Source organism: Mucilaginibacter sp. P4_D1 (assembly GCF_056401935.1).
Window position 1 is genome coordinate 66866 of record NZ_JBFUIJ010000029.1, and the last position, 15902, is coordinate 82767.

Sequence of the window (15902 nt, forward strand, 5' to 3'; positions counted from 1 at the left end):
ATTTGCAACCCGGCAAAAAACCGGAACGACTTGGTAGCTCAGCCGGTAGAGCAACTGACTCTTAATCAGTGGGTCGAGAGTTCGATCCTCTCCCAGGTCACTCTTCGGGACAGGCTGGAAAAATCCAGTTCTGTCCCGTTTTTTATTTCCGATAATTCACTGTTAATCAAATATATAAAATCGGCACTTCATTTACCCCGGGTGTTCGATACTGCCCTTTTTCTATTTCAATTTTTTATGGAAAAATTGCGCCATCCAGGTAAAAAATATACTTGAAAACGCCCCGTCGTATTCTGGCAGCCTTACATCATAACAATTATAAGGGAATCGCAATATCCTTTAATCTAAAGTTTTCTTTTATCGAGATATTGTTTTCATATAATTAATACTTATTCCTAAATTAGTCGGGAATGAAACTTAAACACTTATTTTACATTTTCCCTGTCTTTTTGGCTTTAAACGAACTGCTTTCGTCATGTAAAGAGTTCATAGAACCTTCAATTGACAAAAGGCAAGTGACGCTTGAAGCACCATCAGACCAGTACTTAAGTACTAAATACACCGTTAATTTCTGGTGGGATGAAGTTGAGGATGCACTAAGTTACAGGCTGCAAGTGGTTACACCCCGTTTCGACTCCGTTGGTAGCCTGATCCTGGATACGCTGGTTAAAGGCAACAAATTTACTTCGACCCTGGAGCCGGGAAACTATCAATGGCGGGTTAGGGCAGAAAATGGCAGCTCACAGACGAATTATTCGCCAACCAGGAACTTTGTTGTCGAAGAGTCGTCACTAACCAATCAAACTGTCACCCTTGCATCACCGGCTAACAATTTGGTTACAAGCACAAATGCATCCCTGTTTAAATGGAACAGCTTATACGGCGCTACTAAATACCAGGTGGAGATTGATACAAATAACTTTGCAAATGAAGATGCGTTGGTGTATAACCAGGTTGTCCCCGGGCTCCAGGTTAATTTTACCTTTCCGAAGGATCAGGTTTACGGTTGGCGGGTTAGGGCAGAAAATGAGACTGAGCAATCCAAATGGTCGGCTATTAATTRTGTAACCTATCAATTGCCGCTGCCTGCACAGGTTAGCCTGGTGTCGCCGGCTAACGGAAGTAGTATTAGTTTACCAGTGCAGTTAAGCTGGAATTCGGTCACCGGGGTGCCGGGATATAAATTATATGTATTTAAAAGCGATTCGACCACCCTGTATAGTAACAATTTTCCAATTACGGTCAATTCTACCGGGTATAACTTTACACTTGGGGTTACAGGTGAGAAGATATATTGGAAAGTAAGTGCATTAAATGCCTCGGGTAAGGAAGGGAAAGCCAGTGCGCTTAGAAATTTTGTACTGTTTTAAGCCAATAGATCATGGTCAAAAAAAATAAGGCATTAACATATGTACTAATTGTTGTTGTATTGCTGGTATGGGGGCTCATCATTTACCGTATAGTTATTGCTTACAGCAGCAACCATGATGAAAGTTATGTACCGCCACCTGCACCTAAAGAGGTTTTTAATGATTATGCAGTACCAAAAGATACCGCTCGCCTCCTGCTGAATTACCGTGATCCATTTGGGATTGCTGCCAGGAAAGACACCGCAAAGCCGCTGCCCAGGATCCGCCAGAATACCGGAATTGCGCGGGCCAATGTGCCGCCGCCTTTCAACTGGGATATTATACGGTATTCAGGATATATCAAAAACCCGGGGTCTAAAAAACTGATTGCTTTTATGAAAATAAACGGCCAGGAAGCGATGATGAGCGAGGGAGAAACGATAGGGCAATTTAAACTGGTTCGGAATATGAAAGATTCTGTACTGTTTAAGAGCGGAGGCAAAACAAAATATATTCATATCCAACCTGCAATTTAATGAAATTCATTTATACAGCTTTTTTTATCTTTTTTTACTGCTGCTCATTCGGGCAAAAAATGCCTGATTATGGTTTTCACAAAGTGAGGATAACAGATACCGACCGGACGATACTGGCAGAAATTATACCTGTTAATTCAAATCCTGATGTGCAAAGCACACTTACTTATTACTGGTATGCAACCAATAAGGTACATACCCTTCAAGGCGGTTTTAGCGGGCGTTTATTAAATGGCGCCTATACCGAAACATACCTTAACCATAACACCCGAACCATGGGCACGTTTAAAAAGGGACTAAAAGACGGAACCTGGAAAGATTGGGATGAACGCGGTACCCTGATACAGGTAGTTAACTGGCACAATGGAATACGTTCGGGCAGCTTTAGCTTTTTTAACCCGGATGGCAGCCTGAAACAAAGCGGAGAATACCACCAAAATGAATTGGATGGCCCCGTGGTATTTCACGAAAGCCGCGATTCTTCACGGATAGTTTATTATAACAACGGTAGGGCTTTGAATGGAAAGCCGCGTTCGCTTTTTGACAAGGTTAATATTTTTAAAAAGAAGCCCAAGCCGGGCAAGGGTCATGCTTAAAGGCTCGGCGCTTTATATCGTCATTATTATCAGCCTGGTAATTGCCTTAATATGCGCTACCCTTGTGCTGGCAGCTTATTTTTTCAGGGGGCAATACCTGGTAAAGTCGCGGTTTGACCGTTTACAGGATAACCTTTCGTCGGGAGTACATATCCTGCTGCGGACAAATGATCCAGCCTACTTACAAGGGAAGACATTGAATTTGTTCAATAATGGCGATGATTCTGTACGGCTAAAAAATATTCCCTGGGGTATTTATGACGTCGGCATTGTGGAAGCATTCAAGCAGCAAGACACGTTAATTAAAGTATTTTCGACCGCTTTTGCAATCGATTCATCCAAATGGGCATCTATCTACCTGATAGATGAAGACAGGTCGGTCTCGGTAAGCGGAAAGACTACAATCCGCGGTGACGCATACCTGCCGAAGGCCGGCGTAAAGGCCGCATATGTAGATAATAAAGCCTATCAAGGCGACAAAAGAATGGTCGTGGGCAACATTCATGACAGCCAGCGTAGCCTGCCCCCGTTGAATAACACCCGCCTGAACGGTTTGGAAAAGCTGTTTAATAATCAGGGGGCTACTGTAAATAAGAACTGGCATGTAGATACGTTGGCGGCTTCGTTTCGCCGCCCTGCCAATATTGTTAACCTGGGCAACAGCCCATACACTATAAAAAACACCAAATTGTCGGGTAACATTATGCTGTATGCAGACACGTTGCTTACTATAGATAGTACCGCGATATTGAATAATGTGATGATATTTGCAAAGGCCATCGTTGTTAAAAGCGGTTTCCACGGGAGTTGCCAGCTCTTTGCTTCTGATTCTATAAGTATCGAAAAAAACTGCAGGTTGGAGTATCCTTCTTGCCTTGGCCTGCTGCGTTATAAGTCACCGAGGATTGGTTTTCCGCCACAAATTATTATCGGTCAAAACGCCCAGGTCAATGGCACCATATTCACTTACGAAAAAGAAGCTTCTGCCCTGCCGGCAACCATCAGTTTGGGCAAAGGAGCCCAGGTGAGCGGACAAATTTATGCACAACATATTCTTTCGACCAAAGACAGCGCCGCGGTTAAAGGGAGTGTTTTTACCACGCGTTTTATGTACCAAACGGCATTTAGCCGGTATGAAAACTACCTGATAAACCTAAAAATTGATGCACCCGCTTTATCACGATATTACCTGACCAGCGACCTTATTCCTGTAGCCTCGTCTGAAAAAAAAATACTGCAATGGCTGGAGGTAAAATAAAGAAAAACGGGATGCTGAAGGCCGCTACTATTGTAGAAGTGGTGGTGGCCCTTGTGATTATTGTTGTGGTATTTGGTATGGCCATGATGATATTTGCCAATGTAACACAACAAGCAATATCCACAAAAAAAATGCGGGCAACGGCTGTGCTCAGAAATGCCCTGCTTAAAGCAGAACAATCCCGGCAACTGCCCCAGGAAGCTTTTAACCAGGATGGCTTCCGCATTATACCAGTGGTTAAACCCTTTGAAAGCGGACCGGGCCTTAGCGAGTTTTATTTGACCGCTTATGACGAAAACCAAMGGGAGATAGCAGAGGTTTCGGAAATAATGATCAATAATGACAATGTTAAACCATAAATTAAAGGCCTTCACCATTATGGAAGTAACCATTGCACTGTTGGTGTCGGGGATACTGATAGCCATAGTTTATGTGGCATTTGCGGTGGTAAGCAATTCGTACCATGCATTTGTATTCAAAAATGAGGAATCGGCAAATTTGGCGCAGCTTGACCTTTTGCTTAGTCGCGATTTCCGGCGCGCCGACCTGATCGAAAAAACCGATTCCGGTTTATTTTTCAAGAATAATAAAGACAACATCCGATACGTGCTCAATAGTGATTATATTGTGCGTACCAATGGCATAACAGACACCTTTAAGTTTAAAACAACCCGTACCAATATGCTTTTTGAGCAACACGCCATTGAAACCGGGCACGACCCTTTAGATAACAGGGTTGACGAACTTGAACTTGATTTGCTGTTACACAACGATAAAATGACCTTTCATTATTATAAACAATACAGTTCTGCTAACCTTTTTGAACAGGATACCTATGCCGGCAATTGACCTGACCCAGTACGAAAAAAAGAAAATACCCAAACCTGCAAAACAGGAAGGCGAGAGCGGCATTATTGCGTTTTTAAACCGGGATATCAGTTTTGGAAGCAAGGAACTTAACGATAAAAAAAAGGAATACCTGTACCTGGAGCTAAGTTCGCTCCTGTTGGCCGGCATCAATTTAAAAACCAGCCTGGAGCTGGTAACCGCCGAACAGGAAAAAGAAAGCGACAAAAAACTGTTTGCAGCCATACAGGATAGTGTATTGAATAATGGTATAGCCCTTTCCAAAGCTTTGGAAAAATCGGGCAAGTTTTCATTGTACGAGGTATACAGCATCCAGATTGGTGAGGAAACCGGCCAACTGGCCATGGTGCTGCAAGACCTGGCCAAATATTACCAGGGCAGGATAAAACAAAGGCGCAAAATAGTTTCCACACTTTCCTATCCCTGTATGGTATTACTATCGTCATTTGGTGCGGTGTATTTTATGCTGAAGGTGGTAGTACCCATGTTTGCCGATGTACTCAAACGCTTCGGAGGGCAGCTGCCCTGGATTACTGAACTTGTAATAACCATTTCCAAGGGGATGGAAACCTATTTTCTGCCCGCCTTCCTCTTCATTACCGCTATCGTCGTTTTCCTTTTCCGGGTGCGCAAAACGATACCTTACCGCAAAATATCTTCCGGTTTTGTATTGAAGGTGCCGGTGGCGGGTAACCTGGTGAAAAAGATATACCTGGGCCGGTTCTGCAATTCCATGCGATTGCTTACCGGCTCGCACGTGCCGTTGTTAAGGGCTATTGCCTTGAGCAGGCAGATGGTGGGCTGGTACCCCATTGAATCATCACTCCAAAAGGTAGAAGACGATATCCTGAATGGTAAATCGCTGCACCAGAGCTTGCAGCAGTTCAAGATATACCCGTCAAAAATGATCCAGCTGGTAAGGATTGGCGAAGAATCAAACAAGCTGGACTACTTTTTTGCCAAGATAGCAGAGCAGTACGGCGAGGAGGTAGAATACCAAACAGCCTCCCTAAGCAGTATCATGGAACCCCTTTTTATCATTGTGGTAGGCTTCCTGGTTGGGGTAATTATGATTGCCATGTACCTGCCGATGTTCCAGATGGGGAATACATTTCAATAGAAACCGGGGGGCGCAGGGGGTCGGTTTTGCCGCCCCGACCTGCCCGCGCTGTGGGCTCACTGCAATCCTTAACGCGACCTGCAGGTAATGAATAATACCCGGATGAAACGAACATCCGGGTATTATTCATTACTTGACACGGCGTTTACCCATCAGCAAGTTACCCCCATAGCTTACCGGGGCGCCGGCGAAAACACTTGCGGTAGCTGGATGAAACTAAACAACCAGCACGTAACCTCTTCCACATTTCTGTTAACTGATTTCATATATTCCACTACCGCCTGAGGATGTTCCTGCCCCTAAAACAGTCGGAATTATCAATGCAAAATCGGTAATATCATGCCCCTTAATCAGCGATTGCCAAAAAGGTTCATTTATCAAGCTTATATTCGAATCAACTAAAGTATCATAGTCAAATCTTTCTATAAAATCCCAGAAGGCAAGTCTGTTTATAAATAACAATAATCCCGTATCTGTGCTCACAACGTTCTTTTTAGCCAGAAGAGACTTATCATATCTAACTTTTTTTATCCTACCAACATTAAAAATGGCTACATCATCTGCAACAAACTCCCCTAAAGCCATCGCATTATACGGAAATACTATTTGTTGAATTTCTTCAATTGATACGCCTTTGTCAAAAGTTTCAATAGATTTCTTTATGTCACTTACATAAAGTCCATCAATTATAATATAAGTTGAGCCGACAGATAGTTTTACTGATTCCTGGTTTAAAGAAATATTGTTCATTGCCTCTTGGAACCGATTTTTGAAGTTTTGAGGTAATACATGGTGTTTATGAATATTTTCCACACTGTTAAAAAATACAAACTCCCGGATGAAACCTGCATCCGGGAGTTACATATTTATCACTTTGGATAGATAATAAAAAAAAGTACTAATTAAGTCAAAGTCAGATTGGCTTATATGAATCATTTTCGGCGTAATATATTACAGCGTCAACAATTTCCTGATTTGTATTTTTTTTATTTGATGTCCAGGATTGCCATACTTCAATTACTTCGTTTATCAACGATATTTCCAAAAAGTAGGGCACTCCCTTTACTTCAGTGGGCACTTCTTCCTCATTTTCAAATGAGTAAATATAAGCCATTGAAGATAAATGCCACTTATCGTCTTTTTGTTCAACATACAAAACCATCTCATCCTCAAAGGAATCAATCTCTTTTATAATATTTTCGAGCGTATTGTTATTAATAAGTTCCATATCACTAATTTATAAATTATTTGCCCCAAATCGCAAATCCACCGATACCACCCGGGTGAAATAAATGTTGAAAAGCTGAAGAAGTATGTTGCGCCCTGGGTACAAGTTGCATAACCCCTTCCTCTGCAGCATGGTGCCAGGTCCAATTTGACAGAGAAGTGCGGGCTATTCCTCCTTTAGATCCAACTAATTGACTTCTGAGATCAGGGATTAGTTCGGTCATTTTTTGTTCAAATTCGACATCACTGTCTAACGATTTTAATAAAGCTTTATTAGCTTGTTGAAAATGTGTGGGTCTCGTTGCTTTTACAAATTCTTCATCTAATTTCATTTCATACGCAACCGAATATTGGCTGGCTTTTTCTACACCACTTTCAACCAGCTCCTTAGTCCCAACTTCAGCAAGCTCTTTAACTCCCGTTTTTATCCCTCCCTCAATCAACGAAGAACTTCCAAGCGTGGCCACATCAAGAATTAAACCGCCTACTCCCAATCCCGCCTGCAACCAATTACCATCGCGAATACCCTGGTAAATATCCTTAGATGAGCCTACAATGGGTATAAAATTAGTGCCGATATCTAAAGCCTGCTCTGCAAGTGAAGGACCGGGCTTGGCATCAACTATTTTTACTTCTGCCAGGTTATAACGCGATAATGATTTTGTTCCATCGGCGTTAAACCATTCCACTTGTCCGGTTGCCTCATATATTCCCCAGCCCGATGGCCCTATATTAGTATAACCCGCATGGGCTCCGCTTCCAGGAAACCAAACCGCCTTTGTTTTGTCTGTTTCTCCATCGGGTAAATACCAGTCCCACAGCCCATCCGGATCTATCCGGTTAACCGGGTTATTACTCACATAGTTGTAAGGAGAAACGGCAGCGTCATTTTCCGCTAACTGGTCGGCGGCATTCCACCTCCCAATTACCGGATCATAAAAACGCCAGCCGAAATCGTCCTGGTTTGTTAAGTCATTTTGTAACTCTTTACCGTTATAAAGGTTCCGGTTACCGTTAGAGAAATCATATACACCAGGAAGTTTCCTTAAGCCGAAAGTGTAGTAATCATCTTCCTGTATCTGCCTTACTTGCTGAGTGGATGGATCTTTATCAAAGCTGCTCCGTACGTTGCCTAAATGATCTGTTAAATTATATTGATAGCTATAAGTTCCGCCATTGGGTACTGCCCGGCCCTCGCTTGTTTCTATAAAAGCAATATTATTATTGTAGTAAACAATGCCATCAACATAATCCCAGGCACTTCCGTCGCTGCTTGTGTTACGCAATTTAACCCCGGTTGCATCATATGTGTATGTTGCAAGGGGAACGCTACCTTGGTCAACCTCTTTGGGAAGGTTTAATAAATTGTATGCTATTTGTTTACTGCCGCCATCAGATGTGGCATTACCATTAGCATCATAACCATAACTTCTGTAAGCAGTATTATTATTTTTTACCGATGCCAGCTGATTGCTTAAGCCACTATTTTGATAGGTATAACTTAACTGGGCTGCACTTCCGCCTCCGCGGGTTAAACTGCTGATATTACCATTAAGGTCATAACTTACTGTTTCATTAAGCAATCCTCCCGTAGAGGAAGCACCAAGCACTCTGTTTAACTGATCGTAACTGTAACTGAAAGCCTTGCTGCCGCCATGTGGTGCGGCATACAACATTTGAGCAACAGATCCATTATATTGCTTTGTTATGCCGGCGTCAGGAGCGTTGTATCTTAAATCTATATTCAGCAGGTTGCTGCTGCTGTTTAGGGTTCGCAGCCAGCCACGTTCATTATAGGTATAATTAACATCCTGCAAAAACGGAGCACCGCCTGTTTCGCTATGTAAATGTTTGGTTATTAACTGGCCTGCTTCATTATAATCACCCTGGGCAAGCAGTACATTTTTCCCTCCGTTTATCTGTTCGTAAACCTGTTTTAAATTTCCTGTATGATCATATGCAAAGTTATTGGCAATAGTGACTACTGGTGATGTATTTGTGGTGTTATAGTGGCTGCGGGTTACATCCGTTGCCTGACCTGTGAAGTCATAATTTACGGCATAACTATCGTAGTTGGCATAATTTGTTGCGCCGGCACCCAGGTAATGTTGCTGATAAGCTTTGGTTAATTGTCCTTTATCATCGTAATAATTAACAGCGAGTAAAAGTTTTGTTGGATTGCCGTTGTTATCCAGGATTGCAGCTTTTGTACCAGTAAGTAAACCCGATGTCATTTTACTGGCCACTGCGACATTATTATAAGCCGCCGGCAGATTGGGAATATTGTAGTTATCAAAATAACTGATGCCTAAAATATACGTTAATGCCGGATAACTGTTAATAACGTAACCCGTTGGAAATTGGGTTACATTATTGGTATTGTCTTTGGCATCCCACTGCGGGAGCGCATATATATTAGCTTGCAAAGTACTTAATGCAATTGCCGAACCTGCATTCCAAATTCCGGATATTATCTGGCGACCCAACGCGTCATATTTAAAAACAAACCACTGGTTGCCAAGTCTTTGATTACCATCCTGGCTTAATACCAATTGGTTTAATTTATTGTAAACAAAATATTCCCAGTCTTTCCCCGGAATCTTCTTCCGTACCAAACGATGCCATTCATCATATTGATACTGATAGCATAAGTTATCAAGTATATTTTGCGAAGGCAGGCCAGTATCGGGATTGGCGGCCGGAGGGAGTACAAATGCAAGATTTCCAAAATCGTCATAAACATAATAGGTTGACAATATTTTTAAACCTCCATTGTAAATGTACTTTCGCGTTAGCACCACGCGACCTATTTTATCTGTGTACGTTTCAACACTCCCTCCCCTGCCACTCTTCCAATTTTCATCAGTTTGAACAGTTACCGTTAATGTACTTGGGGCGTACGTCGCGGTGTTATTTTGCCGGCCAATTGCTCTGCTTTGATCAGCATTGGTAGTAGCTGTAAATAATGCTGCCTGGTAGCTGTGCGCGGTATCTGTAGCCCAACTGGTATTGTTATTGGTGCCATAAGTTATCCTGGCGGTATGCCCGGGGTTGCTGGCCCCGATTGTATTAGCAAATTGCCAGGCATCGCCAATAGCGCCCTGTTCTGCTATACGGCTTAATGGCGATGGCTCGAAACCCGACCGGGAGTACGGAAACAAAGTAGTTGCAATATTAGTAGCACCAGGCGATGACGGATTATAAAAGCTTGCCTGCTCGGCAAATGCCAAAGAATGATAGCTCCCGCCATTAACCGTGCTGCCATAGGCCAGAAAATTAATAGAATCCCGGCCGAACTGATCGTAAAGGATTGGCTGGACAATATCTTTATCCGATACCGAACTTTGTATCCCCACATATTGTAACGCCCTGCCCAGCCCGTCGGAATATTGTATTACTTGCTTCACTTCGCAGGTATTGCGGTTTACCAGCTGCGATGCATCTGTAACGCCTCCTACACGGGGAATTGAGATCAATATATAATTGAGGGCATTAGTTTGATTTGATACTATGGGYACGCAATCTGGGGCTGTGATATAGGCATGAAAGCTTTGACCGGCCGCAGGGGCTGACGAAAAGCCATCCAACAATGTGATACTATTGTTATTGTAATACTCGCCGGTAGCACCGATGCTGTTTAATGAGCTCACATAAGTTTGCGCCTGTAGACTGTAGCCTGCAAATAACAAACAGATGCAAATCAACAGCTGGTTTAAAGCTTTGCTTGCAGGGATAGGTTTAGTGATCATTATATTGATAATAACTGGTTGATAGTTTTAATGAGTTAATCTGCATCCGCCAACGTAATTGGCATTAGCCTGCCCCTCGGCAATAAGTTCATTGTAAGCCTGCTGATTTGCATCGGCCTGCGAAATGACAGAAGTGTATTTATTTGCCGGGATGGTATAAGTTACAACTATAGGGTTGGGCGTGGCATCGGTTCCGCAATTGTTCTTCGAATATCCTCCGGATACAGCCTGGCTATAATAAGTTATGGTACCAACGGCGCCTGGCTGCTGTACAATGTAGTTATACTTTAAATTCTTTACAATGTTTCCGTACTGATCTTTGGTATTCTTTAATTGCAAAAGCTGATCGTATTCAAAATACGTTGCTTCGTTTTTAATATCTGTGGATCCCGTTAAACCGCTTAAAGCTGTATATGTACTGGTTGACATTTGAGCATCAACAGGATAAAATCTCACATCATCTATTTGTCCGCTGGTAATATTTATGGTGTAACTGTTACTGGTAACTGGCACCGTACTACTTTGAAGGGCCCAGGTATTTCCTGTTTTAAGCCAATAGCTTAGCGTATAACTACCATTATCAAGGCCGGTGAGATTCCTGGAATAACTGCCGCTAAAACTTAGGCTACCGGTTTTAGCCGACGTACTTATATTGCCGCCGCCCTCCTCAAAACTTTCATAAAATATATCATTATCGGCTGCATTGAAAGCTTTTGCCACCGGATATAGTTTATTATACCCAAATATCGTGGACTGTTTAGGTCCCGATTTGGCATTTGAGCAAAGCAAATTACCGTATTGATCGTAATTAAAATATTGAATAGCAGGAGTTACTGTAGTGCCATTATTCTCGTAACCAGTCTCGGGTAAAGTGAACGTTTGGCTATTAATTATCCAGTTTTTATACCCAACCCGGCTGCCTTTTAATACTTTATTATTGGTCTTGATTATTTGATCGAGCAGGATACCGTATTTACCATCTGCATATAACTTATTGACCGCATCTGTTTCTGATTGCTTGGCAAATGTTATCAAATCTTTATTAAACACATATTTATAATCAATGGTATTAGTACTATTGTCACTGTTTTGAATAGTTACATTTGTTAGCAGCGATGGATAGGGGGAATTATACGTATATGATTTTACAGTAGATACAGGTAAAACATTGCCTGTAATAAAGTTTTCTTCGGTAGTTTGACTTAACAATAATTGCTTTGCTATATAATAGTAGTTTCCAATATTATAAAACTCGGTATTTATGCTCTGGTATTGCCCGGTTCCGGAGATATTTACCTTTCCAATAGCCACCCGAACACCTTTAACACTATCCATGACCGAATTAAAAACATATTTGTTGGTTATTCTTTTAAGTAAATTATTGTTGTTATCATATACGAGCGACTGTTTAAGATGCCCACGCGCAAACGCGTAAGATGTTGCTGGCGTATATGGACTCATGTTGGGACTGATTCGTTCAAGGGTTTTAAACGAGCCATCTACTTTTAATTGGTTGGTATAATCAGGGTAATCTTCTCTGTCTGTAAAAAAGTTCACTGTTTTTCCTTCATTACTGTTATTAATGGTAACCTGGCTATAGCCAATAGCACTTCCATCAATGTCAAACATGGTGTTAAAAGAAGTGGAGTTGATTATAATAAACGGAGAGTAGCTTTCGACCGTTGTTTTGTGACTTTGGAACAGATCTATCACAGCAACAACTATTGCAGCATATATAGAATTATTGACATTAACTGGCGGAGCGCCATTGCCTGAGTCTCGGTAAATTGGTATATTGGGACTGAAAATGCTGTATTGGGGAAGAAACTGACTTTGTGTATGTTCTATGTATCTGACATATATGGGTGCCGCGTTTATAAGCTTTCCGGTTGAATGGCCCAGATCATCATTATAATTATAACTTGTAATTACAGGTGTTGTGTTCGGGTCTCCTGCTGATTTAATTCTTGCTATCCTGAGACCGCCGGCGTAGCTGTTGTATGAGATAGCCTGGTTATAATAGGTATTTGCTTCAAACACAAATTCTTTGTATCCGCCTGTTGGCAAATATATTTTTTTTAACACGTTGGCTGTCATCATTACAGGCGATGGTTCACGGTCCATATTTGCCTGTAATTCGGGAATCAGATTGGCATTATCACTATTCGCACCGGTGTTGTTATAATAACCCCAATGATCGAATTTATTTGACGCCCGTGGGGGTAAATTAATATCCTGCACGTATTCAAAGCTAAACAACGGCAATGTTACAACAGGTGTTAAGCCCGAAGTAACTGTTACATTATTTAGCTTGAGCCTGTAATTATCGGCTGTCATCGCCCTTACGGTTACATCATTAGCGTCGTTGTAAAATGAATAAAAATAATCATGCAGAAGCGAGAACGACTTAATCAACTCACCCTTATAATCTTTAATATCTACTTTATTTAGTACTTTTCCATTTGCAAGGTCTTTTCTTGCCTGGGTATCATATGTAAAATATGCACTCTGATTTGATGTAGCAATTGAACTCAGGTATTTAGGGCTTTGGATAAGTTCTTCAATATTGCTATCCCATTCGGATTTATCTACGACCGAAAAATCGAGAGACGAACTTGGTTGCGACAACGGAATTCCCAAAAAACTGATGCCCTTATCGAAGGTGGATGTTATCTTATCCCTAAATTTTTCCGTTTTGCGATAATTGGTTGTTTTAATTGGATCACCTGCAACATAACTGAAAGTAATAGTTTCTGTATTATTTGAAGTTATTATTTTATTTAGAAACCAGGTAGAGGCGTAGTTTTGTACCCGATTTGAAGTTTCACCATAAAATGTCAACTGTGTATTTTCAATGCTGGAAGCATCTGAACCAAGATAAAAAAAAGTGCCTCCTATATCTTCAAACACCCAGCCGCTAAGCCCCAATTCCTGCTTAAACGGGCTGTTTAAAATACGGATGCTCTTATCTGTGAGCATAACAGGTACACCATCTTTGTTAAATACAAATTTCCCGTACCTGCCATTAAGATTATAATAAAACAAATCAGGCTCGGCATCTAAAGTATTGCCCAGGATACCGCCCATTGTTGTAACATCCAACGGTTGTGTTACTTTAAGCCCCATCGAGCTGCCAAAGTATCCACTTGTGCCTTCATCGGGCAATCCTCTCACGTATCTTGACACCAGGCAGTTGGCTGACATTGTCCATCCCAGGCCTATGGGGCTTGACATATCCTGTACCTTATTGCCCGATCCGTTGTAAAGTAAGGCAATAGGTATACTATAGCCCCTGGCGGCAAGAGTATGCAAATCGGCACTAATATTAGGCACGCCGGTATACATATTAACAGTTGTATTAGCATATTTTGCTGTTGCAGAAACGTTAGGCGATGCAGGAGCAGCCGAGCTTTTATCATCAAACTGGCAATATCCGTTTTGCCAAATCATAAAACAACATATAATTAGGGCCATCTTTATAAAAGAGGCATAAATTCCTTTTAACATCGATGTAATTATTTATTAAAGTTGGTTATTTTTTGTTTTTCCAAGTTATCAAGACGATCTTTGAACGCTGCCATTTGTATCCCTTGTGATCGATTAACAGCTTTTTCTGTTGTCAGTTCGTTATCCTTTTCAATCAAATACAGTGTCAATTCTTCCACTTTTTTAAGCAACAGCTTATTCATCTCGCCCAGGTTAATGCCGTTTTTGGCAACCTCCTGTTCAGAAGGAATCTCGGGTAAGTGATGGTTTTGGTCGATGAAAGCTTTTATGTTGGTAAGAGATGGCAATTCATAGTTTTTATCAAAAACATAATCGGCCCAGCCGGTTTCTACCCTGATTTCTTTAGCCCTTATTTTCCCGTTGACCGATAAACGGTAGGCGGGATCAGGAGATGAGGTATTCAATCCGATATTACCGTTCAAATCGGTTATGAGCACCGGGGTAACCGTTATCGAAGAAGTAATATCTGTGCCAGCGGGCACCGTTGTTTGTGTGGTTATACTCACCTGCTGCGCTGTAGTGGCGTACCCAAACAGGTAGGCTTTTGCAGCGAATGCCAGGTATTCGTTAGTACTGTTCACCGCAAGATAAAAACTTGTTGTACTGCCGCTTTGATAGATCTTCAAACGACTTGCTGTAAAGGACGAACCACCTTGGGTAACTTGGTTTACACTAAGCCCTCCCCTGTTGGCAATATAAAACGTTGTAGTCCCTTTATCATTAGCACCCCAGCCGCCGCCAATAATATCAACCTGTAATTTTTGGCTGTTTGCACTGTTATCCTGCGGAAACCCGAGGCTTCCCAAAAAAACATAATTTACTGCTGGGGTAATATTAGGACCACACGCAATGGCCGTATATTGTGCCCTACATAAAGGCAATAGAATTATACTAAAAATTAAACTTAAACAGAGTTTTTTCATGACACTTTGTTGTTATGGTTTTTGCTAATAGGATTACCGATTGTTATTTTTTTCGTTAATGATCTTTTCCAGTTTTTCAATACGGATCTCCTGCTGCTTTTCTTTTTTATCCCTTTCTATCAAATACAAAGTAAGTTCCTCCACTTTTTTAAGCAGCAACTTGTTCATCTCGCCCAGGTTAAGGCCGTCTTTAGCAATCTGCTCTTCAGATGGCATATCCGGCAGGTGCTGATTTTGATTGATATAGTTTTCCACATCCATTAAAGATGGAAGTTGATAATCCTGTTTAAAAACATAATCGGGCCAGTTGGCTATTTCTACTTTAATCTGTTTTGAACGGATATTACCATTTACCGATAATGCTTCGCGCGGCGTTAACGTACCAATCCCTATATTTCCGGCACCGTCAATAACCAGGTCATTACCGTAATACCATTGATTGCCTGTACCTAACTTGTTAAATGACCTCCGAGTGTCTATTATCATTTTTCCGGTAGCATTACCACTCGTGGTTGTCCCGGCTACCGTAATAATTCGCCCTTGCCCCCATATATTAGTACCATCTGTATTTGCGGGAATAGCAAATTCCAGTTGAGCCCCGTTGTTGGCCGACCGTGCACCTGTATTTCCTTGAATGATTAAGCCACCCCCATTCACAGCGTGTGCGTTATCGGCGTCAGTATTTGTACCAGCACCAACGATGTGAAGATTAGTTGATGGAGACATTGTTCCCATTCCCACATAGCCTGTAGCCGGAAATGTATTTTGCC

At 41.7% G+C, this 15902-nt stretch carries 12 protein-coding genes, 1 tRNA gene and 1 pseudogene; 8 read left to right on the forward strand and 6 right to left on the reverse strand.

All coding sequences use genetic code 11. The features are described from left to right. Positions 1-27: 27 nt before the first annotated feature. From AC1DV1_RS21300 to AC1DV1_RS21335, 8 genes are all read left to right on the forward strand, one after another. Positions 28-100: transfer RNA gene (locus tag AC1DV1_RS21300), tRNA-Lys, on the forward strand. Positions 101-410: 310 nt separating this feature from the next. After that, on the forward strand, positions 411-1370 hold the full coding sequence (locus AC1DV1_RS21305) for a fibronectin type III domain-containing protein (RefSeq protein WP_477363062.1): 960 nt from the start codon (positions 411-413) through the stop codon (positions 1368-1370). Positions 1371-1381: 11 nt separating this feature from the next. Then, complete coding sequence (locus AC1DV1_RS21310) at positions 1382-1885, forward strand: hypothetical protein (protein WP_477363065.1); 504 nt, start codon at positions 1382-1384, stop codon at positions 1883-1885. Next, positions 1885-2481: a toxin-antitoxin system YwqK family antitoxin gene (locus tag AC1DV1_RS21315; RefSeq protein WP_477363068.1), complete on the forward strand. Its 597-nt coding sequence runs from the start codon at positions 1885-1887 to the stop codon at positions 2479-2481. The genes AC1DV1_RS21310 and AC1DV1_RS21315 overlap by 1 nt, the downstream gene beginning before the upstream one ends. Further along, complete coding sequence (locus AC1DV1_RS21320; RefSeq protein WP_477363071.1) at positions 2474-3739, forward strand: hypothetical protein; 1266 nt, start codon at positions 2474-2476, stop codon at positions 3737-3739. The genes AC1DV1_RS21315 and AC1DV1_RS21320 overlap by 8 nt, the downstream gene beginning before the upstream one ends. Next, positions 3721-4098: a hypothetical protein gene (locus tag AC1DV1_RS21325; protein ID WP_477363074.1), complete on the forward strand. Its 378-nt coding sequence runs from the start codon at positions 3721-3723 to the stop codon at positions 4096-4098. The genes AC1DV1_RS21320 and AC1DV1_RS21325 overlap by 19 nt, the downstream gene beginning before the upstream one ends. Further along, positions 4085-4588, forward strand: coding sequence for a PulJ/GspJ family protein (locus AC1DV1_RS21330; protein ID WP_477363077.1), 504 nt, complete (start codon positions 4085-4087; stop codon positions 4586-4588). The genes AC1DV1_RS21325 and AC1DV1_RS21330 overlap by 14 nt, the downstream gene beginning before the upstream one ends. After that, on the forward strand, positions 4560-5726 hold the full coding sequence (locus AC1DV1_RS21335; RefSeq protein ID WP_477363080.1) for a type II secretion system F family protein: 1167 nt from the start codon (positions 4560-4562) through the stop codon (positions 5724-5726). Before AC1DV1_RS21330 ends, AC1DV1_RS21335 begins: the two co-directional genes overlap by 29 nt. Before the next feature lie 252 nt (positions 5727-5978). On the opposite strand, the gene AC1DV1_RS21340 is transcribed toward AC1DV1_RS21335, so the two are convergent. The 6 genes and pseudogenes from AC1DV1_RS21340 to AC1DV1_RS21365 form a co-directional block, all read right to left on the reverse strand. Beyond that, positions 5979-6539 (reverse strand): hypothetical protein, encoded by a 561-nt coding sequence (locus AC1DV1_RS21340; protein WP_477363083.1) that lies wholly within the window; start codon positions 6537-6539, stop codon positions 5979-5981. Positions 6540-6639: 100 nt separating this feature from the next. After that, entirely contained in the window at positions 6640-6954 is a 315-nt protein-coding gene (locus AC1DV1_RS21345) for a DUF7716 domain-containing protein (protein WP_477363086.1), read from the reverse strand. Between the two features lie 16 nt (positions 6955-6970). Next, positions 6971-10702 carry a DUF6443 domain-containing protein gene (locus tag AC1DV1_RS21350; protein ID WP_477363089.1) on the reverse strand — a complete coding sequence of 1244 codons (3732 nt, stop codon included), beginning with the start codon at positions 10700-10702 and terminating at the stop codon, positions 6971-6973. 27 nt (positions 10703-10729) lie between these two features. Further along, a complete protein-coding gene (locus AC1DV1_RS21355; RefSeq protein ID WP_477363092.1) occupies positions 10730-14152 on the reverse strand; it encodes a DUF5977 domain-containing protein in 3423 nt (1140 codons plus the stop codon). A gap of 65 nt (positions 14153-14217) precedes the next feature. Continuing rightward, positions 14218-15132, reverse strand: coding sequence for a hypothetical protein (locus tag AC1DV1_RS21360; RefSeq protein WP_477363095.1), 915 nt, complete (start codon positions 15130-15132; stop codon positions 14218-14220). A 33-nt stretch (positions 15133-15165) separates the two neighbouring features. Further along, positions 15166-15902, reverse strand: a pseudogene (locus AC1DV1_RS21365) (hypothetical protein); the annotation flags it as partial.

Excerpts from the sequence above, each read along its gene's own strand:
- AC1DV1_RS21330 (WP_477363077.1), top strand. The coding sequence starts at position 4,085 with ATGTTAAACCATAAATTAAAGGCCTTCACCATTATGGAAGTAACCATT.
- AC1DV1_RS21320 (WP_477363071.1), top strand. The coding sequence starts at position 2,474 with ATGCTTAAAGGCTCGGCGCTTTATATCGTCATTATTATCAGCCTGGTA.
- AC1DV1_RS21360 (WP_477363095.1), bottom strand. The coding sequence starts at position 15,132 with ATGAAAAAACTCTGTTTAAGTTTAATTTTTAGTATAATTCTATTGCCT.
- AC1DV1_RS21345 (WP_477363086.1), bottom strand. The coding sequence starts at position 6,954 with ATGGAACTTATTAATAACAATACGCTCGAAAATATTATAAAAGAGATT.
- AC1DV1_RS21355 (WP_477363092.1), bottom strand. The coding sequence starts at position 14,152 with ATGATTTGGCAAAACGGATATTGCCAGTTTGATGATAAAAGCTCGGCT.
- AC1DV1_RS21310 (WP_477363065.1), top strand. The coding sequence starts at position 1,382 with ATGGTCAAAAAAAATAAGGCATTAACATATGTACTAATTGTTGTTGTA.
- AC1DV1_RS21315 (WP_477363068.1), top strand. The coding sequence starts at position 1,885 with ATGAAATTCATTTATACAGCTTTTTTTATCTTTTTTTACTGCTGCTCA.